23 protein-coding genes and 1 tRNA gene are annotated in these 25,943 nt (G+C 58.7%); 23 read left to right on the forward strand and 1 reads right to left on the reverse strand.

The window, feature by feature from the left end; all coding sequences use genetic code 11:
* The first annotated feature begins 595 nt into the window (after nt 1-595).
* The 6 genes from arcC (at nt 596) to ACGHEN_RS01220 (ending at nt 7,410) form a co-directional block, all read left to right on the forward strand.
* Nucleotides 596-1,558: a carbamate kinase gene (gene arcC, locus ACGHEN_RS01195; RefSeq protein WP_006235166.1), complete on the forward strand. Its 963-nt coding sequence runs from the start codon at nt 596-598 to the stop codon at nt 1,556-1,558.
* Between the two features lie 355 nt (nt 1,559-1,913).
* Nucleotides 1,914-3,809, forward strand: coding sequence for a BglG family transcription antiterminator (locus ACGHEN_RS01200; RefSeq protein WP_195445069.1), 1,896 nt, complete (start codon nt 1,914-1,916; stop codon nt 3,807-3,809).
* A gap of 119 nt (nt 3,810-3,928) precedes the next feature.
* Complete coding sequence (locus ACGHEN_RS01205; RefSeq protein WP_117757821.1) at nt 3,929-4,255, forward strand: PTS lactose/cellobiose transporter subunit IIA; 327 nt, start codon at nt 3,929-3,931, stop codon at nt 4,253-4,255.
* Nucleotides 4,256-4,301: 46 nt separating this feature from the next.
* Entirely contained in the window at nt 4,302-4,595 is a 294-nt protein-coding gene (locus tag ACGHEN_RS01210) for a PTS sugar transporter subunit IIB (RefSeq protein WP_117648560.1), read from the forward strand.
* A gap of 9 nt (nt 4,596-4,604) precedes the next feature.
* Nucleotides 4,605-5,954 (forward strand): PTS sugar transporter subunit IIC, encoded by a 1,350-nt coding sequence (locus ACGHEN_RS01215; RefSeq protein ID WP_195361524.1) that lies wholly within the window; start codon nt 4,605-4,607, stop codon nt 5,952-5,954.
* A gap of 1 nt (nt 5,955) precedes the next feature.
* On the forward strand, nt 5,956-7,410 hold the full coding sequence (locus ACGHEN_RS01220; RefSeq protein WP_255413168.1) for a family 1 glycosylhydrolase: 1,455 nt from the start codon (nt 5,956-5,958) through the stop codon (nt 7,408-7,410).
* A 442-nt stretch (nt 7,411-7,852) separates the two neighbouring features.
* Here the strand turns inward: ACGHEN_RS01220 and ACGHEN_RS01225 are convergent, their stop codons facing one another.
* Nucleotides 7,853-8,854: a C39 family peptidase gene (locus ACGHEN_RS01225; RefSeq protein ID WP_390396680.1), complete on the reverse strand. Its 1,002-nt coding sequence runs from the start codon at nt 8,852-8,854 to the stop codon at nt 7,853-7,855.
* A 354-nt stretch (nt 8,855-9,208) separates the two neighbouring features.
* On the opposite strand from ACGHEN_RS01225, the gene ACGHEN_RS01230 reads away from it, so the two are divergent.
* The 17 genes from ACGHEN_RS01230 to ACGHEN_RS01310 all read left to right on the forward strand — a co-directional run bounded on the left by ACGHEN_RS01230 (nt 9,209) and on the right by ACGHEN_RS01310 (nt 25,900).
* Entirely contained in the window at nt 9,209-10,660 is a 1,452-nt protein-coding gene (locus ACGHEN_RS01230; protein WP_118405887.1) for an APC family permease, read from the forward strand.
* A gap of 131 nt (nt 10,661-10,791) precedes the next feature.
* Nucleotides 10,792-12,069, forward strand: coding sequence for an amidohydrolase family protein (locus ACGHEN_RS01235; RefSeq protein WP_117634436.1), 1,278 nt, complete (start codon nt 10,792-10,794; stop codon nt 12,067-12,069).
* A 117-nt stretch (nt 12,070-12,186) separates the two neighbouring features.
* Nucleotides 12,187-13,572: a sensor histidine kinase gene (locus tag ACGHEN_RS01240; protein WP_390396684.1), complete on the forward strand. Its 1,386-nt coding sequence runs from the start codon at nt 12,187-12,189 to the stop codon at nt 13,570-13,572.
* Nucleotides 13,573-13,610: 38 nt separating this feature from the next.
* Entirely contained in the window at nt 13,611-14,345 is a 735-nt protein-coding gene (locus tag ACGHEN_RS01245; protein WP_390396687.1) for a LytR/AlgR family response regulator transcription factor, read from the forward strand.
* Between the two features lie 92 nt (nt 14,346-14,437).
* Complete coding sequence (locus ACGHEN_RS01250) at nt 14,438-15,382, forward strand: zinc dependent phospholipase C family protein (protein ID WP_390396690.1); 945 nt, start codon at nt 14,438-14,440, stop codon at nt 15,380-15,382.
* A 101-nt stretch (nt 15,383-15,483) separates the two neighbouring features.
* Nucleotides 15,484-16,743 carry an MFS transporter gene (locus ACGHEN_RS01255; RefSeq protein WP_117767335.1) on the forward strand — a complete coding sequence of 420 codons (1,260 nt, stop codon included), beginning with the start codon at nt 15,484-15,486 and terminating at the stop codon, nt 16,741-16,743.
* A gap of 171 nt (nt 16,744-16,914) precedes the next feature.
* Nucleotides 16,915-18,102 (forward strand): glycosyltransferase, encoded by a 1,188-nt coding sequence (locus ACGHEN_RS01260; protein ID WP_055285281.1) that lies wholly within the window; start codon nt 16,915-16,917, stop codon nt 18,100-18,102.
* Nucleotides 18,099-19,442, forward strand: coding sequence for a histidine kinase (locus ACGHEN_RS01265; protein ID WP_006235157.1), 1,344 nt, complete (start codon nt 18,099-18,101; stop codon nt 19,440-19,442). The genes ACGHEN_RS01260 and ACGHEN_RS01265 overlap by 4 nt, the downstream gene beginning before the upstream one ends.
* A gap of 72 nt (nt 19,443-19,514) precedes the next feature.
* The gene (locus ACGHEN_RS01270; protein ID WP_390396694.1) at nt 19,515-20,231 is read left to right on the forward strand and encodes a LytR/AlgR family response regulator transcription factor; all 717 of its coding nucleotides are present in this window, start codon (nt 19,515-19,517) and stop codon (nt 20,229-20,231) included.
* Between the two features lie 96 nt (nt 20,232-20,327).
* Entirely contained in the window at nt 20,328-20,795 is a 468-nt protein-coding gene (locus ACGHEN_RS01275) for a YfcE family phosphodiesterase (RefSeq protein WP_117640999.1), read from the forward strand.
* Nucleotides 20,796-21,060: 265 nt separating this feature from the next.
* Nucleotides 21,061-21,138, forward strand: a tRNA-Asp gene (locus ACGHEN_RS01280).
* A gap of 340 nt (nt 21,139-21,478) precedes the next feature.
* A complete protein-coding gene (locus tag ACGHEN_RS01285; protein ID WP_347492912.1) occupies nt 21,479-21,964 on the forward strand; it encodes an Rrf2 family transcriptional regulator in 486 nt (161 codons plus the stop codon).
* A 21-nt stretch (nt 21,965-21,985) separates the two neighbouring features.
* Entirely contained in the window at nt 21,986-22,891 is a 906-nt protein-coding gene (locus ACGHEN_RS01290; RefSeq protein WP_390396698.1) for an adenine glycosylase, read from the forward strand.
* A gap of 114 nt (nt 22,892-23,005) precedes the next feature.
* The gene (gene rbr, locus ACGHEN_RS01295; RefSeq protein WP_089573238.1) at nt 23,006-23,545 is read left to right on the forward strand and encodes a rubrerythrin; all 540 of its coding nucleotides are present in this window, start codon (nt 23,006-23,008) and stop codon (nt 23,543-23,545) included.
* 718 nt (nt 23,546-24,263) lie between these two features.
* A complete protein-coding gene (locus ACGHEN_RS01300) occupies nt 24,264-24,686 on the forward strand; it encodes a hypothetical protein (RefSeq protein WP_390396703.1) in 423 nt (140 codons plus the stop codon).
* A 123-nt stretch (nt 24,687-24,809) separates the two neighbouring features.
* The gene (locus ACGHEN_RS01305) at nt 24,810-25,340 is read left to right on the forward strand and encodes a DUF6036 family nucleotidyltransferase (RefSeq protein WP_390396705.1); all 531 of its coding nucleotides are present in this window, start codon (nt 24,810-24,812) and stop codon (nt 25,338-25,340) included.
* The gene (locus tag ACGHEN_RS01310) at nt 25,337-25,900 is read left to right on the forward strand and encodes a hypothetical protein (RefSeq protein WP_390396708.1); all 564 of its coding nucleotides are present in this window, start codon (nt 25,337-25,339) and stop codon (nt 25,898-25,900) included. Before ACGHEN_RS01305 ends, ACGHEN_RS01310 begins: the two co-directional genes overlap by 4 nt.
* Nucleotides 25,901-25,943 lie beyond the last annotated feature (43 nt).

Consider the following 25,943-nt stretch of genomic DNA (forward strand, 5'->3'; position numbering starts at 1 on the left):
AGATTTGGCTCTAATCATACAAAAATTGGCAGATAGCAAAGATTCGCTTAGGTCTCAAAGCCATCGAGTCGGCGCGGTGCCATGCGAAAACGCTGGGGACGCCGTTAGCGTTCTCGGCTGCTTGAGTGGGCAGGAGCGAAAGGGCATCAGCGGCGTTCATGCAATACCCGACGGTAAAGTTCCATACTGCAAACTCACAGTCGCTTGCCGCAAAGTGAAGCGCGATTGGCTATCCCTTTTGTTGGATGAAAAGCCCCTTGTTTTTGCAGGGGTGCATACTCGTCTTATAAGTGCATAGAATCTCGTATAGTGCGAGTAAGATTTTGCGCTGTCCGTTTTGTGTTTAGCAAAGATATAGTTTGCATAATCTGGTCTAATCCCTGCTCTATTTAAATAAAGTTGCACGTAAATGGCGTAGATATGCGTGAGCTGGGGTTCTTTACGCTGAGCGGGTAAAAACGACCGTTCACCGTTCAACTATTTTCAAAATGAATAAAATGAGGGATAACAGGAATATAAACCTTAATAAACTCGCGTATCGCACGGACACGAGTTATTAATGGGTTGTAGGCCTTTTACAGAAAGGATTCCAGCAATGTCTAAGCCTCTTGGCAAGCCCGATCGTATTGTCGTCGCCCTCGGCGGCAACGCCCTCGGCAACAACCCCGTCGAGCAGATCGAGGCCGTGAGCAACACCGCCCACGCCCTCCTCGGCCTCATCGAGCAGGGCAACGAGATCATCATCACCCACGGCAACGGCCCGCAGGTCGGCATGATCCAGAACGCCTTCGCCGCTGCCCACGACGCCATCGGCACCCCCGAGATGCCGCTGCCCGAGTGCGGCGCCATGTCTCAGGGCTATATCGGCTATCACCTGCAGCAGGGCATCGGCCGCGAGATGCACAAGCGCTATAAGCGTTGGCACGCCGCAACCGTCGTCACCCAGATCGAGTGCGATCCGGACGATCCCGCGTTCAAGAATCCGACCAAGCCGATCGGTCCCTTCTACACCGAGGAGCAGGCCAAGGAGTTCATGGCCGAGGATCCTTCCAAGGTCTTCGTCGAGGATTCCGGCCGCGGCTGGCGTCGCGTCGTCGCCTCCCCCGACCCCAAGAAGATCGTCGAGGCCGACTCCATCCTCAACCTGCTCGACAACGAGTTCATCGTCATCGCCTGCGGTGGCGGCGGCATCCCCGTCGTCCGCGACTACGAGAACAAGGGCTGCTACAAGGGCGTTCCCGCCGTCATCGACAAGGACCTGGGCGGCGAGCTGCTGGCCGAGGACTGCGACGCCGACGTCCTGTTCCTGCTGACCGCCGTCGAGCATGTCGCCATCAACTTCGGCAAGCCCAACCAGGAGGAGCTCGAGGACCTCACCGCCGACGAGGCCGAGCGCCTGGCCGACGAGGGCCAGTTCGGCAAGGGTTCCATGGAGCCCAAGGTCCGCGCCGCCATCAAGTTCGCCCGCTCCCGCAAGGGCCGCACCTGCATCATCGGCGCCCTGGACAAGGCCGCCGAGACCATGGCCGGCCTCTCCGGTACCCGCATCCACGAGTAGCCCCTACTCCGTTGCCTCTCCCGTGGGCGCCAGGCAAAGCGCCCACAAACTAGCCTCTCTTCATGAGCCCCGCGGTCCGCTCCGACTGCGGGGCTTTTGCTATTCACCTAGTCATTGGGGACGTTCTTAAACGACTAGTCAAACAAGAACGTCCACAACGACTACTCATTTAAGTCTGTCCCCAATGACTGCGGAAAGCGCATCTCACACCGGCACATGGCTTTCGGGCCCTTTCTCCGTGCTCCCTATAAGTTCGGCTGGACTCCCCGCAACCTGTTCCGAGTTGGCGGAACGAGCGCGACGTGGAGTGTCATTCTTTACCGCGTTAGACTAGACGCAGGGAAAGGAGGAGGACATGGATGCTCGCGTCAAGCAGCTTGTAAATATGATCGAGGACGCTCAGCCTGTCGCTGTCGCGGTACTTGCCAAGCGTCTCGAGGTAAGCGAGCGCGCCGTGAGAAACTATATCCATCGCGCAAACGACAACCTTGCAGGGGTTGCACGCATCGTTGGCAGCAAGGGGCAGTATCGTATCGATGTTGCACGTGCAGATGAGCTTGCTCGCTTGCTAGACGGTGCGGCTCTGGCCCATCCGGGCATTCCTGATACGCGCGACGGCCGTGTGTCCTTCCTTCTTAACGACCTCCTCATGCGGTCCCAGTGGGTGACGATTGAGGAGTATGCGGATTTACTCTACGTTTCGGCGCGAACTCTGTCCAATGACATGCGTCTGGTAGAGCAGAAACTCGCCCAATTTGACTTAACGCTCGAAAAGCGCCCACGCTACGGAATCCGCGTTGCGGGCGGGGAGTCGCAGCGGCGCCTGTGCCTGGCCTCGCTGGTGAGGCCCGTGTTGCCCGACACCGACGATGCAAAGCTCGCCGAGCGCCTGCGGGCCATCGCCGCATGTGTGGACGATGCTCTGACGGCCTCGCCCGTCACGGTGAGCTCGCTGGCATCCCGCAATCTCATCATGCATCTTTACATTGCTCTTGGCCGCATCGAGCAGGGCTGCTATGTCCCAGCTGCAGAATCGGACGTTCAAAAACTGGAGGGAACGCGCGAATACGCCGCGGCTTTCCAGATTGCCGCAAACATCAAGGATGCCCTGGGCGTGAGCATGCCCCGAGAAGAGGTTGCCTTTATCGCAATCCATTTGCTCGGCAGGGGCACGGGCGTGCCCGAGAAGGGCTCTGCCGTTATCTCGGACGAGATGTGGGAGATTGCTTCCGAGATGGTACGTGCGGTCAACGATGAGTTTAGGTTTGACTTTAGCGGCGATCTTGAACTTCGCATGAACCTTGCTCGGCATATCGGCCCTCTGGGCTATCGCCTTGAATATCACATGCATATGGATAACCCCATGCTGTCCGATATCAAGACGAGGTTTCCGTTGGCCTATTCGATGGCAGCTGGCACCTCGCAGGTACTCGAGCGTCATTTTGGCAGCCAGCCCTCTGATGAAGAGCTCGGCTACATCGCCATGGCATTTGCCCTGGCCCTCGAGCAGCAAGCCGACCAGCCGCGTCGCAAACGCATCCTGATCGTGTGCGCCTCGGGAGCGGGAAGCGCCCGTATGCTCGAGCACCAGTACCGCAAGCAGTTTGGCATGTATATCGATTCGATTGAGACATGCGATGTCGCCCGCGTGGGAACGTTCGATTTTTCGCATATCGACTACGTGTTCACAACGGTGCCGCTCAACGTCAAGTTGCCCGTGCCCGTCCGCGAGGCCGATTTCTTCTTGGAGACGAGCGATGTCAACGCTATCCGCAAGGTGCTGAGCGACGACACTGCGCAATCGGACTCCGTGAGCTCTTTCTTTAGCCGTGCCCTGTTCTTCAACCGCGTTGAGGCGTCGTCGAAGCAGGCCGTTCTCCGATATCTCTCCGAGCGCGCCGTCGAGAGCGGCCGTGTCGATGCCCAGTTTGCCCAAGAGGTCGCCGAGCGCGAGAGCGCGAGCGCCACCTCGTTTGGCAATGGGGTAGCCATGCCCCATGGGATGCATCCCTTGAGCGCCGAGGCCTTTGTTACCGTGGGCCTGCTCGAACATCCCATTCTTTGGGACGAATACGGCCATGAGGTCGATATCGTCTTTATGGTGTCGTTTGCCCGGTCGGGCGGCGATGAGGCGCGGATCTTGAGCTCACTGCTCGCCGAGATCTTTATGGACCGCCAGGGGGTCGAGCGCCTACGCGAGCGCCGGTCCTGGCATGAGCTGATGGCGCTTGTGCAAGCGCATACGGCTTAAGACTTCTTTTGTCGATGACCCTGTCAGTCTACCTGCAATAAACCTCGAGGATTGCGGGCGGGAGATAGGCGTTTCGAATATTCAAGTACAAACCAAACATCACGGGAGAGGAGACCGTTATGGACGATCAGGGAACCGAGATGGTTTCGTTTCAGCTGGTCGCTGCAGCGGGAGAGGCACGCAGCCTTGCCTTCGAAGCCCTTGAAAAGGCAAAGGCGGGGGATTTTGACGCCGCCGCCAAACTCATGAAGCAGTCAAAGGATGCGGGAATCAAGGCTCACCACATCCAAACGCAGCTGCTTTCGACTGAGGCAGCGGGCGAGCATCTGTCGGTGGATGTGTTGCTGGTCCATGCTCAGGACCACCTCATGTGCTCCATGCTTGCTCAGGAGCTCGTGCAGGAGCTGATCTGCCTGTATGAGCGCACTGCAACCAAGAACGCCTAGCGGCGTGCGGTGACTATCCAACCAATCAATGCGAAGGGAATCCCTTATGAAGATCCTTCTTGTTTGCGCAGCTGGTCTGTCTACAAGCATTCTGATGAAGAAACTCGAGAAATATGCGGAGCAAAACGGCATCGAGCTCGATATCGATGCGGTGGGTATCGGCGAGTATCAGGAGACGTGCGCCAATTATGACGTGCTGCTCTTGGGGCCGCAGGTGTCCTACCAGCTCAACACCGTCAAGCAGGGGAGCGGTAAGCCGACCGCGGTCATCCCCGCACAGGACTACGGCATGGGCAACGCCGCCAACGTGCTGGCACTCGCCCAGTCGCTGTTGGGTTAGGAGGCAACCATGGAGAAGTTCATGACCCTGCTTCAGGAAAAACTGACCCCTATCGCCAATTTCTGCGGCACCGAGCGCCACTTTGCCTCCATGCAAAAGGGCTTTATGAGCGCGATCAGCTTCATCTTGGTATCTGCCGTCTTTATGATCCTCGCCAACCCGCCGGTCACGGCCGACCTGGTGGCGCAGGGCGGGTTCTGGTCCGTCTTTGGCCCTTGGCTCGATTTTGCCACGGCCAATAAGCTCACGCTGCTCATTCCCTTCAACATGACGATGGGCATACTGTCGGTGATCGTGACGTTCGCAATTGCCTATAACCTGGCGGGCACCTACAAGATGCCCAAGCTTAACGCCGGCATGACCTCGCTGGTGATGTTCCTGATCGCCGCGGCGCCGTCGTCCTACTACCAGCTTGCTGACGAGTCCGTGCTCCAGGCGGTCCCCTGCACCTATCTGGGTGCGCAGGGCCTGTTTACCGCCATCATCGTTGCCTTGGTCTCCGTCGAGGTCACGCGCTTCTGCCAGACCAAGGGCATCACCATCAAGATGCCCGATGGCGTGCCGCCGTTTTTGTCCGAAACCTTTGGCGCCATCGTACCTATGCTCGCCAACATCCTCATCTTCTTTGGCGGCAACCTGCTGATCCAGATGATCGATCCCGCGCTGTCCATCCCCTCGGTTATCGAGAAGCTGCTCGCTGCCCCGCTTTCCGTCGCAGTTGACTCTGTGCCCGGCGCACTGCTTATCTGCTTCATGACGCTGCTGTTTTGGTGCTTTGGCGTCCACGGCAACATGATCGTAATGCCCATCACCGCCCCGGTCACGCTTGCCGCCTTTGCCGCCAACGCCTCGCTCTATGCTGCCGGGCAGCCGCTTGAGTTCCACCCGGCGCTCATGTCGTTGGCCATCAACCTCATCGGCGGCACGGGTAATACGTTCTCTTTTGTGGCGCTCTGCGCGTTTAGGGCAAAGTCGCAGCAGCTCAAGGCATTTGGCAGGGCATCGATCGTGCCGAGCTTCTTCCGTATCTCCGAGCCCGCGATCTTCGGCGCGCCCATCATCTTCAACCCGATCCTCATGATTCCGTTTGTGCTAGGCGGCATGATCTCGGCCCTGCTGTATTGGGGTGCGGTCTCACTGGGTCTTGTCTCTAACTTCTACATCTTGGTGAGCGGCACGTTCCCCATCTTCGTTCAGGGCTTTGTCCAGTGCCTCGACCCGCGCATCTGGGTGTTTACGATCGTTTTGATCGTGGTCATGGCTGTGGTCTGGTACCCGTTCTTTAAGGTGTACGATAACCAGCTCCTGGCTCAGGAGCAGGAGAACGCCGCGGCAGCTTCTGCCGAGGATGCTGAGTAGCATGAGTTACTTTGACAGAACGTCTGCCGCCGGTATGCCCGAGGGCTTTTTGTGGGGTGGTGCCCTCGCCGCCAACCAGGCCGAAGGGGGCTGGAACGAGGGCGGCCGCGGCATGTCGCACTCCGACCTGATCCCACAGGGTTCCGACCGCTGGGATGTAATGTTTGGCAGGCAAAAGCCCGTGGACGATCCGGACAGGCTGTATCCATGCCGCTGGGGCAACGACTTCTTCCATCATTGGCACGAGGATGTCGAGCTCTTTGCCGAGATGGGCTTTAAGTGCCTGCGTCTTTCAATTTGCTGGAGCCGTATTTTTCCCACAGGGATGGAGACCGAGCCCAACGGCGAGGGCTTGGAGTTTTACCGTCAGGTATTCGAGGCGCTGCGCGAGCATGGAATCGAGCCGCTTGTGACGCTGTCGCACTACGACTATCCGTTGGCTCTGGTCGAGCGCTATGGTGGCTGGCAAAGCCGAGAGATGATCGAGCGGTATGCGCACTACGTCGAGACCGTCGGACGCGCGTACCAGGGCCTCGTGCGTTATTGGCTTACGTTCAACGAGATCAACAGCGTGGCGCTGTCCTATCTCAACGCGGGTGTCACGCTCGAGGATGAGCGTGACCGTGCAGCCGTGACCGCGGCGTTCTCGCACCATATGTTTATGGCGAGCGCTCGCGCTGTCGAGATTCTGCACAAGATCGATCCCGCAAACAAGGTGGGTTGCATGGTCGCTGCCGGTGCGACCTATCCGTACCGTTGTGCGCCCGAGGACGTATGGCTTGCGTATGAGGAGGACCGCGGCCGCTACTTCTACACAGACGTGATGGCTGCGGGCGCCTATCCTGCTTGGAAGCTGCGTGCACTCGAGAAAGAGGGTGTTCACGTGCCCTTTGAGCCGGGCGATACGGAGTATCTGGCAGAGCATACGGTCGACTTCATCTCGTTCTCGTACTATTGCTCGCGCTTGGTGTGCGCCGATGATCAGGTGATCGCCGAGAAGGCGGAGGGCAACGTGTTCCCGACGTTGCGCAATCCGTACCTCAAGGATAAAGAGACTGCCTGGAAGTGGCAGATCGATGCGCTGGGTTTGCGCGTGACGCTTGCCGGCTACCACGATCGTTACCATCTTCCGCTCTTTATCGCCGAGAACGGTGTGGGCGGGCTCGATGCGCTGGAAGACGGCAAAGTCCACGATGCGTATCATATTGATTACCTGCGAAGGCATATTCTTGCGCTGCGCGATGCAATTGTCGAGGACGGTGTTGACCTGATGGGATACACGCCGTGGGGCTGTATCGATTTGGTGTCGGCCTCGACGGGGCAGATGAAGAAGCGCTATGGCTTTGTTTATGTTGATGCCGATGATATGGGCAAAGGCACGTTCGATCGCTACCGAAAGGACAGCTTCTGCTGGTACCAAAAGGTCATTGCATCAAATGGCGAGGACTTGAGTTAACTCTTGCAGGTCTGTTGCCCCCGCGGTCCGCTTCGGCCGCGGGGGCTTTTGTTATTGAGGCGGCTGTTCATGAGGAGCATTGCAGGCTGCGGAAACCCGGCACTTGGGGACGTTCCTTTCCTGCCGGCAGCTTGGGACAGTCCTTAAAGGCCGCATCGATCAACTGCGGAAAGCACATCCCAGAATGAGCGTCCAACATGGGGTGCGGTTTCCCTTGAGGCCCTCAATCGGAAAATGCATCCCGGATTTTTGTCGAAAAGCGGTCCCTAGTTTCCCAAACGGGCCGCTAACGGAAAGCGCATCCCGCTATTGGGCCCCAAAGCAGGATGCGCTTTCCGTGCTGGCAGTTCCAAGCAGTTCGGGATGGCCCTTTTCGTCTGCTCTCGGCCGGCGTCCGTAAGACTGTCCCCAATGACCACTCATTTAAGTCTGTCCCCAATGACTAGTAGTAGGCCCACATGGCTTCGACTTCGTTGAGGACCTCCACCACGCCCCAGCGGCGGGCGCTGCGGCTGGCCGAGTTGGGGTCGTAGACGCCAATCTGGTTGGCATCGTCGATGCCGTAGAGCACGATGTAGTGGCCTACGTTGGTAAACGTACCGGGGCGCACTGCGGCGATGACGGGCACACCCGAGCGAAGTGCTTGGGTAATCGATTCGCGATCGTTATAGAGCTGTGTTCCGTTGAGCCCTAGCTGCCACGCACCGCTTGTCATAAACGACCACTCGGTGGCACCAGTGGGGGCGTAGTTGCCGGCTTCGGCCAGTGCGCATATATCGACCGGCGTCTTATCGGTGTGGCCGGTCTTAAAGATATAGACCATGGTGAGGCAAGTGGGACCGCAAGCGTTTTCGCGAATAGTGCCACCGGCATAGGGCAGCTCCGACCATGCGGGGTCAATTTGGTAGATGTGGGGCATGGTGCCGGCCTGCCATTGCGAGCGTGGGGTCGAGAACGCAAAGGAGTAACCGGGCGCGACGGGAGCTTTAAGCAGCTTGTCCTCGGCAGTGGGCTCGAGACCGGCTGATCCGTGAGAGATACAGGATCCCAAAAACACAAAGACGAGGCAGGCGGCGATGGAGCAAAACGCAAGGCGTAGGCGGCGGGCCGGAAGCGCGTGACTTGTGGTGTGCGACGCGGGGCGAGGGGCGGAATTGCCGCGATCGCGTTGAGGTCGCGAAAAGGAGCGCTTAACGTAGTAGTCGGTCTTACGGCGATCGTAGCGGCGTGGCTGCGATGTGTCGGTCTGGCGTTGGCGTGTGCTCGTACTCATTCGGTCTGACTGCTGCACGGTACGGCTTTGTTGCCGCGAAGAAGCCCCGAGCTGCTCTTGGGGGCGCTGCGGGTTGTCGTTGTCGGAGGTGCTTCTGGGCGTTGGCGTGGTGCGGCCGGCAAGGCGCACGCTTTGTGGCCGTTGGTCGCCGTCATTGTATCCATATGCCATTCGAATCACCTTGCCTCATGTGTAACTTGTCTATCCTACATAAAAAGATGCACGACACATGGGCATGTGCGCCAAAAGCCTGACAAATGGTATGAACGTTGCCGCGCCGCGCGCCAAGCGTCACGGCAACAGGTATTCAAAAGCAGCCAAGATGAAAGCGTCCAAGACGAATGACGTCTTCCTCCGTTCGTCCCAAAAACGGCGCCGCTCGTTTTGCAGTTCTGCCTTCGGTCGAGCTACAAGCGGCACTGCTGTGCCAAGGCCGTATCTTAAAGCCATGAAATAAAAGCGCGCGGCAAAGCGGACCGCGCAAGGGGTGACGCCAAGGGCGTCAAAAAGGAAAGGAGGGGAACAATGGCGGACAAGAACGCAGAAGTTGCAGTCGAGGACAACGGCGGCATGAAGAAAACGCTTTCGCTCTGGAACTTCTTCACCATCGGTTTCGGTGCCATCATCGGTACCGGTTGGGTTCTGCAGGTCGGCGACTGGATGGTCGTGGGCGGCGGTCCCGTTCCCGCTATGATTGCATTCCTCTTGGGCGCAATCTTCCTCGTGCCCGTCGGAGCTGTTTTCGGTGAGCTCACGGCTGCTATCCCCATTTCGGGTGGCATCGTCGAGTATGTCGATCGTAGCTTTGGCCGTACGATGAGCTACATCACCGGCTGGCTCCTGGCCCTGGGCAACGGCATCCTGTGCCCGTGGGAGGCCATCGCCATCTCGACTCTCGTGTCCGAGATGTTCGGCAGCCTGCCCGGCCTTGAGTGGCTGCGCGCCGTCAAGCTCTACACCATCCTGGGCGCCGACGTTTACCTGTTCCCGACGCTGATCGCGCTCGGCTTTGCAGCCTACGTCATCTTCCTCAATTTCCGCGGTGCCAGCTCGGCCGCCAAGCTGCAGGCCTTCCTGACCAAGGCCCTGCTCTGCGGCATGCTGCTCGCCATGGGTGTCTCGCTGTTCACCGGCTCGCCTGACAACGCCATGCCCGTGTTCTCCCAGGTCACCGGTGCTGGCGGCGGCAAGCCTGCTACCGAGGGCACCAGCCTGTTCGCAGGCATCGTTTCGGTCCTGGTTCTGACCCCGTTCTTCTATGCCGGCTTCGACACCATTCCTCAGCAGGCTGAGGAAGCAGCCGAGGGCCTCAACTGGAACAAGTTCGGTAAGATCATCTCCCTGGCCCTGCTGGCCGCCGGCGGCTTCTACATGGTCTGCATCTACTCGTTCGGCACCATCCTCGACTGGCATGAGTTTGTTAAGAGCCCGGTTCCCGCGCTTGCCTGTCTCAAGGGCATCAACATGCTCCTGTACCTGGCCATGCTCGTCATCGCCACGCTTGGACCCATGGGCCCGATGAACTCCTTCTACGGCGCCACGAGCCGCATCATGCTCGCCATGGGCCGAAAGGGCCAGCTGCCCGAGAAGTTCGCCGAGGTCGATCCCAAGTCCGGCGCTCCCAAGCTCGCCTGCGTCGTTCTGGGCGTCATCACCGTCGTCGGTCCGTTCCTGGGCAAGAACATGCTCATCCCTCTGACCAACGTGTCGGCTCTCGCCTTCATCTTCTCCTGCGGCATGGTCGCCCTCGCTTGCCTGCGCATGCGCTTCACCGAGCCCGACCTGCCTCGTCCCTACGAGGTGCCCGGCGGCAAGTTTGGCATCAGCCTCGCTATCGTTGCCTGCGGCACCATCATTGGCCTGCTCGTGATCCCGTTCTCTCCCGCCTCCCTCAACATGGTGGAGTGGAGCATCGTGATCGGCTGGCTGGCTGTTGGCCTGGCCCTCATGGCCTTCACCAATTCGCGCAAAAAATAACGCCTAGCCGGGGCGGATCGGGTGCGCGGAATCCTCTCTCCCGCGCACCGAACCCGGCACCACTTGGGTAGTTTTGTGAGGCCTTAACCCAACGCGGCCTCGCCCACTATATGGATCCATAAGGAGGAACCATGTCCACTAAGTATGCAATCGTTGGCGGCAAGCTCATCGACGGTACCGGTGCCGAGCCGGTCGAGAACTCCCTCGTTCTCGTCGACGACAACGGCAAGATCGAGTACGCCGGTGTCATGCAGGACCTTCCCGAGGGCGTTGAGGTTATCGACGCCGCCGGCAAGACCGTCCTTCCCGGCCTGATCGACACCCACCTGCACTTCTCGGGCAACCTGACCGACGATGACACCGACTGGGTCATGCAGCCGCTCCTCGAGAAGCAGGCCGTCGCCGTCAAGCAGGCCTACGACTGCCTCACCCACGGCCTTACCACCGTCTGCGAGATCGGTCGCTTTGGTATCCAGATCCGCGACTGCATCGACAAGGGCGTCTTCAAGGGCCCGCGCGTTCTGGCCACTGGCCTCGGCTTCTGCCGCGTTGCCGGCCACGGTGATTCTCATCACTGCAGCCAGGAGCTCAACAAGGAATCGCACCCCTGGGGCGACCAGGTCGACGGTCCTTGGGATCTGCGTAAGGCCGTCCGTCGTCGCCTGCGCGAGAACCCCGATGCCATCAAGATCTGGGCTACCGGTGGCGGCATCTGGCGCTGGGACTCCGGCCGCGACCAGCACTACTGCTCCGAGGAGATTCAGGCTGTGGTCGAAGAGGCCAAGATGGTCGGCATCCCCGTGTGGAGCCACTGCTACAACAACCACGCCGCTGCCTACGATTCCGTCCGCTTTGGCTGCGAGCAGCTGATCCACGGCTTCGATATCGATGAGCGCACCATGGACCTCATGGCCGAGCAGGGCACCTTCTTCACCCCGACGATCGCCTTCCTGCCCACCTGGTACGCCACCTATCCGCCCGTCTACGTCCCCGAGCTGCACGACAAGTACGAGGGCACTCTGGTCGAGAAGGAGCTGCAGCGCAACTACGACTGCCTGCGCGAGGCCAAGAAGCGCGGCGTCGTCATGACGATCGGCTCCGACTCCTTCTCCTTCGTCACCCCGTACGGCACCTGCTCCATCGAGGAGATGTACGAGTTCGTCGACAAGATCGGTTTCACCCCGGTCGAGACCATCACCTGCGCTACCCTCAACGGTGCCAAGATGTGCCACATCGAGGACGAGACCGGTTCCATCGAGGCCGGCAAGTGCGCCGACCTGCTGGTCGTCAACGGTGACGTCGCCGCCGACATCCACGTGCTCAACACCGACAACATGGACGTCATCATGAAGGACGGCTGGATCGTCGAGGCTGGCACTTTTGGTGAGGCTAACAAATACAGCGCCTAAGATACCGTTTGTCGATGGCTTGATGTAAAACACAGTATTTGATTGCATAATGCAATGGAGAGGGTCGCTTGCGGCCCTCTTTATTGCTATGGGTGCGTCAGTAAGAAGGGGATGACGGTGGATCTCAATAGGCTGATTCTGGGCAAGAGCTACAACTCTACCAAGGTCTTTCGTACCGCTCAGCATGTGGTTCAAGCCATCTTGCTCGGTATTGTCGTTCCGCTGCTTATCCTGCTGCTCATCTGGGATCTAACCGATAATCCCAATCCCGTTCCAGCCGTTGTCGTCATTGCCGGCTTGGTCATGCTGTGTTTCTTCTTCTCGTACGTCTTTGTCGTTCCCGACGACCTCACATCGAGCGCAACCGACCGCACGCTCGCCATCGCTTCAAAAATATTCGCCTACACGTCGCGCGGCCTTACGCCCGAAGCTGCCCTGGGCGCCTCTAAGATCATCCTGTCCGAAACTATCGCCTCTGCCATCTGCTTTACCGACGGCAAGCAGGTGTTGGCAAGCTGGGGCGAGGATTCGGCAAAGTGTCCCGCCGGCACCCCGGCGGTGCTCGAGACCACGCTCAACGTGATCAACAGCGGTGAGCAAAGCGTGTTTTCGCGCGACGCCTCCAATGAGACGGGTGGCTACTTTCCGCGCCTGCGCGCCGGTATTGTCGCACCGCTTACCGTGCGCGGGCATTGCGTGGGCACGCTCGAGCTGTATTATCCCCGTCTGAGCAGCATCGATATGCGCCAGACGGCGCTTGCCTCGGGCTTTGCCGACCTCATTTCCACGCAGCTTGCGAGCTTTGAGCTCGAGCGCCAGGACGAGCTCACGGCCCGCGTGGAGCTGCGCGCCTTGCAATCGCAGGTCGATCCTCATTTTCTGTTTAACACCATCAGCACCATCGTGTCGCTCGTTCGAACCGAGCCTGACAAGGCGCGATCGCTGCTCATCGATTTTTCCAATTACTACCGTCAGACGCTTTCTGATTCCGATACGCTCACCACGCTCGAGCACGAGGTGGAACAGGGCACTCGCTATATCAATCTTATGCAGGCTCGTTATGGCGACGGCCGTCTGCGCGTCTCGGTCGATATCGACTTTGAGGTGCGCGATTGCATGGTGCCGCCGTTTATCTTGCAGCCGTTGCTCGAAAACTGCATCAAGCACGCGCAGCGCGAGACCGAGCCGCTTTCTATTCATGTTAGGGCTTTCGAGACCGATGACGGTTTGGAGATCATCGTCGAGGACGACGGCATCGGTATGAGCGAAGAGGTCTGCGCGCATCTGTTTGAGCAACATCGCCGAGAGGAGCCCGAGAGCATTACCGCCGACGGCTCCGTCAAGCGAGGTTGCGGCCTGGCGCTCTTCAACGTGCTTCAGCGCATCCATTTCTTTTACGGAGAAGATTCCGGCATGCGCGTGAAGTCCCAGGAGGGCGTGGGAACGCAGGTCATCGTCGAGCTGAACGGCGAGCCGCATGAGCCGGCGCCGTTGACGGCGTAGCGCGCGGTTGGATTGAGAGAAAAAGAGGGGAAGCACATATGTCCGAAGGCTGGAACATCTTGGTGGTTGATGACGAGCCCCCAATTAGGGCTGAGCTACGCTATCTGTTGGAAAAGGATACGCGTGTGGGTCAGATTGCCGAGGCGGGCAATGTCACCGAAGCTGTGGAGTCGATTCTGTCGAACAAGCCCGACGTGTTGTTTTTAGACATTACCATGCCCGGTCGCTCGGGAATTGAGCTTGCCGAGACGCTGCAGAACCTAAAAACGCCGCCGGTCGTGGTGTTTGTGACGGCGTTTGCAGAGTTCGCGGCCGACGCGTATAACCTCGATGCCGTCGATTACGTCGTTAAGCCGGTCGAGGATGCCCGCTTGTCAAAGGCGCTCGACAAGATCGAGACCGCCCTGGGTGTCCGCCGCGTCGTCCATGCTCCGCGCCAGCCCTTGCGCCTGACGGTGGATCGCGGGGGCAAAAAGGTGTTTATCCCTGTGGCGGATGTCTGCTACTTTGAGGCGCGCGCCGATTTTTGCAACGCTATCTGCGCCGAGGGAACGTACCTGATCAATGAGTCGATCTCTTCGCTCGAGCGTCGCTTGGCCTCCGAGGGCTTTATCCGCGTCCATCGCAGCTATCTGGTCAATTTGGAAGACGTGCACAATGTTGAGATTGGCTCCACGGGGTTGATGGAGCTCAGGCTCGACCGCGTGAGCTCGACGGTGCCGGTGTCCCGTCGTCGTGCCGCTGAGGTCAAGTCGCACCTGGGACTTGCGTAAGAGGCTTGCGTGCCGTCGTTTACCGCCGTGGGTTTGGCATGACCGTGCGGTGGGCATAATGGGTGGCATCGAATGAAATCGAAAGGATCATTATGCCCGCGCTTATCACCCATCATCTGTTTGGCGAGGAAAGCATCGACCGTCTTCCTCAGGGCGTTATTACGTCCGACGAGGAGCGCATCGCCTTTATCCTGGGAAACCAAGGTCCCGACCCGTTTTTCTTCCACATGCTCACGCCGCGCATTTCCGACTGTACGTCGCTTGCTCAGGTCATGCACCGCTCGCGCATGTCGCGCCAGTTCTCGTGCCTGCGCGATGGCGTGTCGCACCTGCAGCCGCGCGATGCCAATCTGGGTCGCGCGTTTGCGCTGGGCCTGCTGTCGCACTATGTGCTCGACCGCAATGCCCATCCCTTTGTCTACGAGCAGCAGTTTGGCATTGTTGAGTCCGACCCCGAGCTCGAGGCTTCGGGCAGTCAAGTTCACGCCGTGCTCGAAAGCGACCTGGACGTGCTGATGCTGCAGCTTAAACGTGACGGGGCCACGGTCGAGGATTATCCGCCGGCGGGCGAGATCGTCACCACCGATCGCATCAATCGCGTTGCCGGCGTGCTGATGAGCTACGTCGCCGGGCGCGTGTACGGTATCGACATCCCGGCGGGGGAGTACGGTGCTGCCGTTGCCAATATGCAGCGACTTTACCGCGCGATTGAGCCGGCCGGCTCCGCAAAGACGCGCGCGATCTCGCTGGTTGAGGGCTTGGTGCACGACTACTCGCTGCTCGACGGCCTTGCGCACCGCGTGACGACCGAGCTGCCCGAGCGTACCGGCAACCTGGGCCACTTGGCATGGAAGAACCCCTTTACCGATGAAGTCTCGACCGAGAGCTTCCCCGAGGTCTTTGACCGCGCGCTGCTCGATTACGAGTGCACGGTTGCCCGCTTTATCGAGACCGGCGATATGGAAGCCGTGACCAACCATGTCAATTACAGCGGTCGCGTGCTCAATGCCGATGAGGAGTTCGACCGCGAGGAATAGGGCTCATGCGTGCCCCTTTGCCGAATCCTTACCGGTGCTTCTGGACAATTGGGGTACGATGAACTAACTGCATATCGGGCAAATACGAAGGGTCCCTGTCCATGAAATACACCAAGCTCGAGCGTAACTGGGTTATGTACGATGTGGGCAATTCGGCCCTCGTGCTGCTCAATACCTCGGTGGTGCCCATTTACTTTAACGCCATCAATACCGGCGCTTCCTCGGCCGACCTGGTGGTCGCTTGGGGCAATGCGCAGACGATCGCCTCGCTGGTCATCGCCATGCTCATGCCCATTCTGGGCGCGCTTGCCGACTACGCCGGCAACAAGATCAAGTTCTTCTTGGGCTTCTTCCTCACGGGCCTGGTGCTCTGCCTGGCGCAGGCTATCCCAATGTCCGCCATGGCATTTTTGACCGTGTACGTGCTGTGCACCATCGGCCTTAACTCTTCTATGACGTTCTACGACGCCATGCTGCCCGACATTACCACCGACGAGCGCATGGACGCCGTGTCCAGCTCGGGCTATGCCTGGGGCTACATCGGTTCCACCGTGCCGTTCGTCATCTGCCTTGCGCTCATCATGGGTGGCCCCGCTCTTGGCGTCCCCACCATGCTGGCAACGCGTCTGTCGTTTATCATCACTGGTGCCTGGTGGCTCATCTTTACCCTGCCGCTCATTCGCACCTATAAGCAAAAGTACGGTCGCGAGCGCGGTCCCGAGGACACCATCGGCCACATCGTGGGCGGTGTGTTCTCCGAGGTCGGACACACCATGCGCGAGATCGCCCACAACAAGACCGTGCTGGTCTACATGATCGCGTTCTTCTTCTATATCGACGGTGTGCACACGGTCATTTCTATGGCCACCAGTTACGGATCGGCCTTGGGCATCGATTCGACGCAGCTGGTCCTGGCGCTGCTCGTCACGCAGTTTGTTGCTTTTCCGTCTGCCATCATTTACGGCAAGCTCGCCGGCCGCGTGGGCACGCTCAACATGATCTTGGTGGCAGTCGCCGCCTATATGGGCATCGTGCTCTTTGCCGCGTTCTTCCTCAAGACCGCCTTTGAATTCTGGGTGCTTGCCATTTTGGTCGGCCTGTTCCAGGGCGGCGTGCAGGCGCTCAGCCGTAGCTACTTTGGCCGCATTATTCCCAAGGAAAAGTCCAACGAGTACTACGGCTTCTTTGACATCTTTGGTCGTTATGCAAGCGTTATGGGCACCTTCCTGGTGTCGGTCGTCACCTCGCTGACCGGCAACCCGTCGCTGGGCGTCCTTTCCATTGGTGTGCTGCTGGTCGTTGGCTTTATGCTGCTGGTCCGCCTGTCCCGCATGACTCGGGCGGCAGAGCATGCCGCATAGGAGCGAGCGGCTATTGTGCCTGTCCACGGTACTCTTTTGGGGTTATCCGCAATAAACATTGCGACTTGCGAGCAATGATTTGCCCAAGTGGGTATGATGGAATCAGCTAGGTCGCGGGGCGTCGCCTGTGTTTGGCGGCGTCCCGTTTTTGTGTTGCAGGGAGGGTAAGGCATGAACGCCACGGTCGTGATTCCAACGTATTGGGCGGGCGATGACGCTTGCGCAAACGCCCCTGGCACCTATGACCATTCGACGCGACTCAACGCCGACAATCCCGAACTCGACCGCTGCCTGGCCTCGCTTGAGCAGGTACGTGACATCCCGCGCATCATCCTTTTGGTGGTCTGTCCCGTTTCTGCCACAGCCGATGTGTCGCTGCGCGTGCACGAGATTGTCGACGCGCATCCCACGCTCAAGGTCACCGTTGTCACCAACACCCAGGCCTCGCGCATCGCAGACCGGGTTGCTCAGATCGCGCCTAAGGGTTCGGGCGAGTGCGTGAGCCTGCGAGGCTACGGTGCCATCCGCAACATGGGGCTAGCTTGTGCCGCTGTGCTGGGGCATGACGCGGTTATCTTTTTGGATGACGATGAGACTGTCATCGATGCCGACTTTATGAAGCGCGCGACCTACGCGCTGGGTCAGCAGACGCGTCAGGGCCTGCCGATCTTGGTCAAGAGCGGCTATTTCTACGATCGCGACGGCTCGCCGCTGGCTCCCACGGACAAGGCGGGCATCTGCCATCGTTGGTGGACCAAGCGCATCGAGTTCAACCGTTGGATGAAAAAGGCGCTCTCGGGCACCCGCATCTCGCGCTCCAACTACGTGTGCGGCGGCCTGATGGCCCTGCACGCCCGCGCCTTTACGCGTGTGGCCTTTGACCCGTTTATCACCCGTGGCGAGGACTTGGATTACCTCTTTAACATGCGCATGTTTGGCTATGACGTGTGGTTCGATAACGAGTGGACCGTGCGCCATCTGCCTCCGGAGTCCGAAAAGCGCTCGCCGCGCTTTATGCAGGATGTATACCGTTGGTACTACGAACGGGCCAAGTTGACGTTCGCCGCGCATCAAAAGGAGCTCATTCCCGTTACGGCGGCATCGCTCATGCCCTACCCGGGCCCGTGGATTTCGCGCGAGCTCGACGACCGCGTGCGCAAGACCGCTATGGTCCGCAGCGTGTTTACCCGCGAGCATGAGGGCTACCTGCGCATCTGGCGCCATGGTATCGACGAGGCAAAGGCCTATGCGCGCCAAAACGCTGCAAGCTATCTGCGTTTCCAGAGCTTTTGGCCCAAGATCATGGACGGGCTTTGGCGTGACGCACAACTGATCAGTATCCTGGAGGGGGCCGAATGATCGACCGCCGCGCCCAGCGCGATAGTTCAATATCAATCTTTCGCATCATTGCCGTTGCCTGCGCCATTTGCGTGCTGGTGTACTTTATTTTTGCCTTGGTGACCGGTATCGAGCCGATCGCCACGGTGATTGCCTGCGCGCTGCTGTGCATCTTTCTGTGCATCTTTATCTTTTTGACGCTCAATCCCGATTCGGTGCGCTCCCAGTACACCGAGGAGACGCTCTCGGTGGCCTCGGCCATGCTCGAGGACATTAAGGGCGGTCTGACGCAGGAGTCGGCGCGTTTGGTGTGCCGGCGCATTTTGCCCGAGACGCGCGCCATGACGGTGGCCATCACCGACGAGGACAACGTGCTTGCCTGCGCGGGCGAGTTTGAGGAAAAACTGCTGCCCGATACTCCCATCCACACGCTTGCCACACGCTACGTTATCGAACATGGCATCGTGCAGTCGTTCAACCGTATGGTGGATGTCGTGGGCTCGGACGGCTCGCACAACCAAGTCCCCGCCGGCATTATCGCCCCCATCAAGGTGGGCGATCGTACCGTCGGTACGCTCAAGTTCTACTACAAGACCCCGCGCGCCGTCGACCGTACCCAGTATGCGCTTGCCTCGGGCTTTGCCGAGATCTTGTCCACGCAGCTCGCCATCCACGAGCTCGAGGTGCAAAAGGAGCTCACGGCGCGCGCCGAGGTGCGTGCGCTGCAGGCGCAGATTAACCCGCACTTCCTGTTCAACACGCTGAACACCATTGCATCGTTTACGCGCACCGACCCGCTGCGGGCCCGCGAACTGCTTCGTGAGTTCTCATCGTTCTATCGTGCCACGCTCGACAACTCGGGATCGCTTATTCCGGTCTCGCGCGAGGTCGCACAGACCAAGCGCTACCTTACCTTTGAGAAGGCCCGCTTTGGCGAGGACCGCGTGCTTGCGACGTTCGATGTGTCCGAGGACGTGGAAGATACGCTGGTGCCGGCGTTCGTGATCCAGCCGATTGTCGAGAACGCCGTACGTCATGGTATGGGCGATGACGACGCCCTGAGGATCGACGTGACCGTTCACCAAGACGGCGAGGATGCAATCTTGATTGCTGTGGCCGATAATGGCGTGGGCATGGATGAGGGCACCGCCGCCAGACTGTTTGACGAGCGCTCTGCCCGTCCCGACGCCAGCTCTCCCCAGGGTGGCGGCGCCGGTGTGGCCATGCACAATATTTCGGAGCGCATCCATCGCTTTTATGGGCCGCACTCCTATACGCGTGTCGAATCGGCGCCGGGCAAGGGCACCAAAGTGCTCCTTCATCTTGATTTGTCAGAGAGCATCTTTGACATTCAAGAGTAAAATAAAAGGCTACGGGCTCAACGTCATGCGACGGATGCCCGGCGTAGTTAGTTGACGAAAGGTTTTATCCCTATGCTGCGTGCGATGATTGTGGATGATGAGGCGCCGGCTCGCTCGGAGCTTCGCTTCCTGCTCGAGCAAACGGGCAAGATCGGCACGATCACGGAGGCGTCGAGCGTCCGCTCCGCCATCGAGATGCTTATGGAAAGTCGCGTGGATGTCGTGTTTCTCGATATCTCGATGCCCGGTGCCTCGGGCCTGCAACTTGCCGAGGCGCTGCATAAGCTCAAAAATCCGCCGGCGATCGTGTTTGTGACTGCGTATAGTGACCATGCGGTCGAGGCATTCGACGTGGATGCCGTCGGTTATCTGATGAAGCCGGTTGAGGAAGCTCGGTTGGATCGCGCGATCGAGAAGGTCATGCAACGCGCCAAGCCGGTTACGGACAGCAAGGTGACCATCGAGCGTATCCCGGTGGAAAAGGGCGGCCGCAAGGTGCTCATTCCCGTGGACGACATTCGCTTTATCATGGCCAAGGACGATTACTCCTGCATCTATACCGTCGATGATCGTTTTTTGTCGACGACCTCGCTGGCGCAGTTTGAGGCCAAGCTCTGCGACTTTGGCTTCTTCCGTGTTCACCGCCGCTATATCGTCAACTTGGCGTGCGTTACGGACGTCGAGACGGTGCCCTCGGGCGCCATCCAGCTGGGCATTACGGGCGTCGACGAACGCGTGCCGGTTTCGCGCCGCCGCGTCGTGCCGCTCAAGAAGGCCCTGAGTCTCTAGCACACTGGCCCCGCAGCCCTGTAGACCCATCGTCTGCGGAGCCGTGGGGCCTTTTTTGTATGTATCTGCCGAATCGTTTTTTGCGGAAGGGATCCCATGAACAGTGCAAGCGCCAAGCGCATCGACATCATCTCGGACACCCACGGCTATTTATCGCCTGCGCTCTTGGATGAGCTTGAGGGCGCAGACCTGATCATCCACGCCGGCGACCTCACGTCAGAGATGGACTACGAGCACCTATGCACCATCGCCCCCGTGCGGGCCGTACTGGGCAACAACGATTACTACCGCGACTACGGCCCCGATGTAGACCGTCTTGCGCTCTTTACCTACGAAGGCCTCAAATTTGCCGTAGCCCACTACCGCGAAGACCTTCCGGTGGGATCCGTAGACGTAGCCATCAACGGCCACACCCACGTAACCAAAGAAGCCCAAGTGGGCCGCTGCCTAGTCCTCAACCCGGGCAGCGCCAGCTACCCCAGAGGCAGCCGAGGCCCCACCATGGCCAGAATGCTCGTCAAAGACGGCAAGATACTGACCACTAAGTTTATTGACTTGGACTAACCGCAACAAAAACGGGGGATGCACAACGCATCTCCCGTTTTCTTTGAGCCAAAGGCAGAGTCCCAACAAGAATCTAAGACAACCCCGCCACGGAGAACGGGGCCGCCGAGCCGCGAAGCGGCGAGCAACAAGAACTGGTTGAAGAAAGTGACGGCAGGGAGGGTCCGAAAAATTTTTTCAAAAAAGTTGTTGCGCACCGGACAGGCTTCTGTGTATACTAATCCCCGCAGCGCACGCGAGCGGAAACAAACGTGAACGACTGCCTGGGGAGTTAGCTCAGTTTGGTTAGAGCGCCGGCCTGTCACGTCGGAGGTCGCGGGTTCGAGCCCCGTACTTCCCGCCAACGCAATTAAAACCACGTCTTCGGACGTGGTTTTTTGCGTTTGATAGGACCTTGATCCCATCGGCTCCTTTCGCCCAAAACCAAAGCCTTCCAATTCTCGGACAAGCTCCGCTTGAGACATGGTTCAAACAAGGAATTTGTTGCGCAACGCCTGCTCAATGAAGTAGGGGCAGGTTATACTGAATTGCACTGTGGGCCGTTTTTGATGCAAGAGGCTTCAAACACGGCATTCAGTGGGCACCCATTTTTCAATTTGGGCGTCCATACGGTCATTGGTGTCTCGACGTAAGCTCGGCCCCGGAGCTCGTTCGAGCTGTTCCTATTCTTTGAAAGGGGAAAAATGGACATATCGAGGAAGACTGATTACGCCCTTCGCATGCTCGCGATGCTTGCCGAGGACCCGGAGCGCCTGCTTTCTGTTCGCACCGCCGCCGAAGAGGTCAATGTCCCGTATTCGTTTGCCCGTTCGATCCAGCATGGTTTGGTTCAGGCCGGTATTGTGGAGAGCCTGCGTGGCGTCCATGGCGGCATGCGTCTTAAGGTCAGCCCCGACGATGTCACCATCCGCCAGGTCGTTGAGGCCGTTCAGGGTCCCATCGTCATGAACGATTGCACCGCGCCCGATGGCGACTGTGCGCGCATGGGTACGTGCTGCTATCATTCCCTGTGGGCCGGAGCTCAAGCGCTGATGCGCGACTACCTCGATTCCGTTTCGCTGGGCGATATCGTCGCTCACCGCCAGTTCCCGGCCGTCGATTCCAAGTTCGCCGACCGCGATGCGTTTCCCGAGTACGCCACCTGTGCGTGCGCTTGCCGGGGGGAATAGCGCCGCATAAGGAGCATAGCCATGATTCAGGACCCCTTTCGTTCGATGATTCGTTCGGAAGGGGTCCTGCGTTATCGCGACCTTCCGTGGCGCCGCACGCGCGACCCGTACATTATTTGGCTTTCCGAGGTTATGCTGCAGCAAACGCAGGTGCCGCGTGTGGAGACGCGTATGCCCGCGTGGCTCGACCGCTTTCCGACCGTACAGGCGCTCGCCCAGGCCGCTCCTTCCGACGTTTTGGATGCCTGGCAGGGGATGGGCTACAACCGGCGTGCTCTGGCGCTTCACAGAGCCGCTCAGTGCGTTATGGAAGACTGGGATGGGGAGTTTCCACGTGAGACGCGCGACCTGGTCGCTCTGCCTGGTATTGGCCCGGCAACGGCGCAGGGTATCCGGTCGTTTGCGTTTGATCTTCCGGGTGTGTATCTGGAGACCAACGTGCGCACGGTCTTTTTGCATCATTTCTTTCCCGATGTGCCGGCTGTTCCCGATCGCGAGCTGGTGCCGCTGATTCAAGCCGCCTGTCCGGCGGCCCCCGGTGCGGCGGCGGACGAGATCGCGCCCTTTGCCGCGCCTCAAGACGATGCCGACACGCCGCGCGCGTGGTATTACGCGTTGCTGGATTACGGCGCGTATCTTAAAAAGACGCTGCCCAATCCGTCCAGGCGGTCGGCGAGCTATAGTCGTCAGTCCAAGTTTGAAGGCTCGCGTCGCCAAAAGCGCGCCCACATTGTGCGCATGCTGCTGGCGGCGCGCGATGGGCAGCCGGCAGGTATTACGCTCGATGAAGCTGTTGCAGGCGTTAACAAGATGGAGGCGGCAGCCGGCAGAGAGTCGGTCGAGCGCGAGCTGGTCGCAAGTATTCTTGCCGATCTGGAGCGCGAGGGCTTTTGCCGCTCCGAGGGCGATCGTTGGCGGAGTGTGTAGCCCGCTCAAATCTGAAGAACAGGATTGTAAGGTTTAGATTTTCGACATGAGGGCATCCTAAAGACAAGGCCGCCCGAAGCCTACGGGCGGCATCTGTTGAAGGGAAGTACACCTATGGATTTTGAGAACTCCCAAACCAAGAAGAACCTCGAGACCGCTTTTGCCGGTGAGTCCCAGGCGCACACCAAGTATCGCTACTACGCATCTAAGGCCAAAAAGGACGGCTACGTTCAGATCTCGAATATCTTTGCCGAGACCGCAGGTAACGAGTCCGAGCACGCCAAGCTGTGGTTTAAGTATCTGCACGACGGCGCCGTTCCCGACACCCTGGACAACTTGCGTGATGCCGCTGCGGGCGAGAACTACGAGTGGACCACGATGTACGACGAGTTTGCCAAGACCGCCGAGGAGGAGGGCTTTGCCGAGATTGCCGCAAAGTTCCGCGGCGTCGGTGCTGTCGAGAAGGCTCACGAGGAGCGCTACAACAAGCTTGTCGAGCGCATTGAGTCGGGCGAGGTGTTTGAGCGCGAGGGCGTGAAGGTATGGAAGTGCCTGAACTGCGGGCACCTGCATGTGGGTGCCGAAGCGCCCGAGGTGTGCCCGGTGTGCAACCACCCGAAGGCGTACTTTGAGGAGCAGGTGGTGAACTACTAGCGCCGATACGAACGTGGACTGCGGAGCGCAGGGCGGGGAAATACCTTTCCCTCTCGCTCACGGCTTCGCAGGGTCGCGTTGAGGGAAGGTAGTCCGGCCCTCCCGGCCCGCTTTGGGTCGTCGCGTGCTCGCTACAGAAAAGCTGATAATTAAGTTTGTGTGCCGTCCCTTTTTGGGGCGGCACATCTTGTATGGGGTGGACAGTTAGTTCAGATACGTATTATTCCAATCACTCTGCGGTCGGCTTTTTGGCAGTTGGAGGCCTATCGAGCCCCTTTGGGCTGCCTGAAGGGCCTGGTTTTAGGTCTTACTTGCCCGTTGTGTGGACTCAATCGCACCAAACGTAGCATCTTATAGCATATGGAGGGGGCCTGAATTATGCGTATTTGAACTAACTGTCCAGGGTGCTTCGCCCAGGGCCGTGCCGCCTTGTTTTTTCGCACCTCATTCGGGGCGCCGCGCCTTGTTTGAGGTTCCGGTCTTCACAATTTCCGTCAAGCTTTTGGTTAGATTTTGGTCAGTTGGCGTAAGGGTGGAAGGCCAAAAGATTGCTGACGAAAAAAGCTCATAGAAAGTGCTGGTAGGGGAGTCGTTGAGCTTTTCGACAGCTTTCTGGTAAAAGAAACTTTGCAGCTATTGCTACGGATTGCGTTGCCGTGGCCTTGGCGGTGCGGGATGCTGGGCGTAAGCGTCGAATGCTCCGATTGAGGAGGCCAGCATGGACCTGTTTCTTGAGACTCCGCAGCAACAAGCCGAGCGCATGTTGCGCCAACAGCAATGGCTTATGGAGATGCAAATGCAAGGAGTAGCCGCCCAGCCCCCTGCGCAACATGCCACGCCCGCGGTTTCGCTTGCGGGCGGATCGGTGCCAGAGAACTATTCTGTACAACAAGATTCATATGCGCAGGAGCTTGCGTTCGACAAACGCCGCACGCGTCACCGCCGCGTGGGCCAGCGCCTGCGCACATTAGCGATGATCGTTCTCATTCCGTTAGGACTTGCGGTGATTTTCCTGGTCTCGTATGCGTTCACCTGCATCCTCAACGGCGCCTCGCCCAATGAAGTGCTCCAACATCTGTCAGCCCTCGGCCAGCGCCTAGGCGATGTCATAACAACCATCCGCGCCGGCTGGGAGAGTTAGCGTTTGTCACATTAGGACTTCTAGGATGTAGGGATTATCGCCACGAGTAGAATTCTTGCATCCTGTAGGTCCTGTCGTGCGACTGAATAGTATTATTGAAGATGAATAATAATAGGATTTGCCATGTATAAGCAGGATTTAGAGAAGACTCTTTTGGGTATTGACGAAGAGGCGGAGCTGGAAATAGGTCCAAGAGACGATAGGCCGAGCGTTGTATCGGTGGGAGGAAGCGCCTTCATGCTAAACGATGTGACGAATCGGTCGGTTACACATGACATTGATGTGTTTGAGGCAGACAGGTGTCTCCGCGAGATCATAGCTCGATACCCCGAGGTGAATGGTATGGCAGTGGCATATTGCAACCAGATGCCATTCAATTACGAAGATCGCCTGATCCCATTGGAGATTGGGGCGCATTTTATCAGGTACTTTACGCCATCTTTGGAGGATCTGGCGGTGATGAAGCTTTATGCCTATCGTCCGAACGACATCGTTGACCTCCATAGTCGAGAATTTATCGATCGACTTGATTGGGATCTGCTCGAGCGGCTTATATTCGATGAAGGAGAGGCGTTGGCCTCGTCGCCTTCGGAGCGGAGTTATCAAGAGATGGTCTGCGCATACAGACAATACAAAAAGGAGGTGTTCGGTTGAATTTGACCTTTGAGGGATTCTTAAAAGGCTATTGCCGAGAGCTGTCCGGACAGCAGTCACTAAGTTTTAGAAAACTGGTTGAGCGGGCGACGACGGTTGCGCCGCGCGTGGCGGAGCCTCTGTTTTTGCTCGCTTTGGCGCAAGGAAAAGCCGAATACGTTCTGGGTTTATCCGAGGGCTCGTGGATGGAAGAGGGCTATCGTGGTGTTTTGTCTCTGTATGACCAAGCGGGTAGCCTGGCATCTCTATGCTCCGAGGATAAGCTCCCCAATCGTTACGCCAACGTTTGGCGCGCGTATAGAGCGGTGAAGGAAAAGCCAGCGGCCAACAGAAGGGTGAACGCCCTGATGCGAAAAAGAACATTGGGAGCGCTAAGGAAATCGGGCGTAACGCGCTACGGTCTCTGCCGCGATTTGAATCTGAATAAAGGAAACGTATACGCATACTTGGCCGGCAATGACTCAAAAGTGAGCAGGGAAACGGCGCGTCGCATTATGAAATATGCGGAGGAGAGAAGCGCACAAGAAGGGGCCGGGCGCCCGGTGCGTGTGGCGGGGTAAGATTGATCACGGTTTTGATTGATGCTCGATTGGGTTTGTTGGG

It is taken from the genome of Collinsella sp. i06-0019-1H4 (assembly GCF_042849575.1).
Lineage (GTDB): Bacteria > Actinomycetota > Coriobacteriia > Coriobacteriales > Coriobacteriaceae > Collinsella.

What these genes read in the sequence shown, in the direction of transcription:
- ACGHEN_RS01245 (WP_390396687.1), top strand. Translation starts at nt 13,611, where the DNA reads ATGTCCGAAGGCTGGAACATCTTGGTGGTTGATGACGAGCCCCCAATT.
- ACGHEN_RS01270 (WP_390396694.1), top strand. Translation starts at nt 19,515, where the DNA reads ATGCTGCGTGCGATGATTGTGGATGATGAGGCGCCGGCTCGCTCGGAG.
- ACGHEN_RS01200 (WP_195445069.1), top strand. Translation starts at nt 1,914, where the DNA reads ATGGATGCTCGCGTCAAGCAGCTTGTAAATATGATCGAGGACGCTCAG.
- ACGHEN_RS01260 (WP_055285281.1), top strand. Translation starts at nt 16,915, where the DNA reads ATGAACGCCACGGTCGTGATTCCAACGTATTGGGCGGGCGATGACGCT.
- ACGHEN_RS01300 (WP_390396703.1), top strand. Translation starts at nt 24,264, where the DNA reads ATGGACCTGTTTCTTGAGACTCCGCAGCAACAAGCCGAGCGCATGTTG.
- arcC (WP_006235166.1), top strand. Translation starts at nt 596, where the DNA reads ATGTCTAAGCCTCTTGGCAAGCCCGATCGTATTGTCGTCGCCCTCGGC.
- ACGHEN_RS01215 (WP_195361524.1), top strand. Translation starts at nt 4,605, where the DNA reads ATGGAGAAGTTCATGACCCTGCTTCAGGAAAAACTGACCCCTATCGCC.
- ACGHEN_RS01290 (WP_390396698.1), top strand. Translation starts at nt 21,986, where the DNA reads ATGATTCAGGACCCCTTTCGTTCGATGATTCGTTCGGAAGGGGTCCTG.
- ACGHEN_RS01235 (WP_117634436.1), top strand. Translation starts at nt 10,792, where the DNA reads ATGTCCACTAAGTATGCAATCGTTGGCGGCAAGCTCATCGACGGTACC.
- ACGHEN_RS01220 (WP_255413168.1), top strand. Translation starts at nt 5,956, where the DNA reads ATGAGTTACTTTGACAGAACGTCTGCCGCCGGTATGCCCGAGGGCTTT.
- rbr (WP_089573238.1), top strand. Translation starts at nt 23,006, where the DNA reads ATGGATTTTGAGAACTCCCAAACCAAGAAGAACCTCGAGACCGCTTTT.
- ACGHEN_RS01210 (WP_117648560.1), top strand. Translation starts at nt 4,302, where the DNA reads ATGAAGATCCTTCTTGTTTGCGCAGCTGGTCTGTCTACAAGCATTCTG.
- ACGHEN_RS01250 (WP_390396690.1), top strand. Translation starts at nt 14,438, where the DNA reads ATGCCCGCGCTTATCACCCATCATCTGTTTGGCGAGGAAAGCATCGAC.
- ACGHEN_RS01285 (WP_347492912.1), top strand. Translation starts at nt 21,479, where the DNA reads ATGGACATATCGAGGAAGACTGATTACGCCCTTCGCATGCTCGCGATG.
- ACGHEN_RS01255 (WP_117767335.1), top strand. Translation starts at nt 15,484, where the DNA reads ATGAAATACACCAAGCTCGAGCGTAACTGGGTTATGTACGATGTGGGC.
- ACGHEN_RS01265 (WP_006235157.1), top strand. Translation starts at nt 18,099, where the DNA reads ATGATCGACCGCCGCGCCCAGCGCGATAGTTCAATATCAATCTTTCGC.
- ACGHEN_RS01305 (WP_390396705.1), top strand. Translation starts at nt 24,810, where the DNA reads ATGTATAAGCAGGATTTAGAGAAGACTCTTTTGGGTATTGACGAAGAG.
- ACGHEN_RS01205 (WP_117757821.1), top strand. Translation starts at nt 3,929, where the DNA reads ATGGACGATCAGGGAACCGAGATGGTTTCGTTTCAGCTGGTCGCTGCA.
- ACGHEN_RS01225 (WP_390396680.1), bottom strand. Translation starts at nt 8,854, where the DNA reads ATGGCATATGGATACAATGACGGCGACCAACGGCCACAAAGCGTGCGC.
- ACGHEN_RS01275 (WP_117640999.1), top strand. Translation starts at nt 20,328, where the DNA reads ATGAACAGTGCAAGCGCCAAGCGCATCGACATCATCTCGGACACCCAC.
- ACGHEN_RS01230 (WP_118405887.1), top strand. Translation starts at nt 9,209, where the DNA reads ATGGCGGACAAGAACGCAGAAGTTGCAGTCGAGGACAACGGCGGCATG.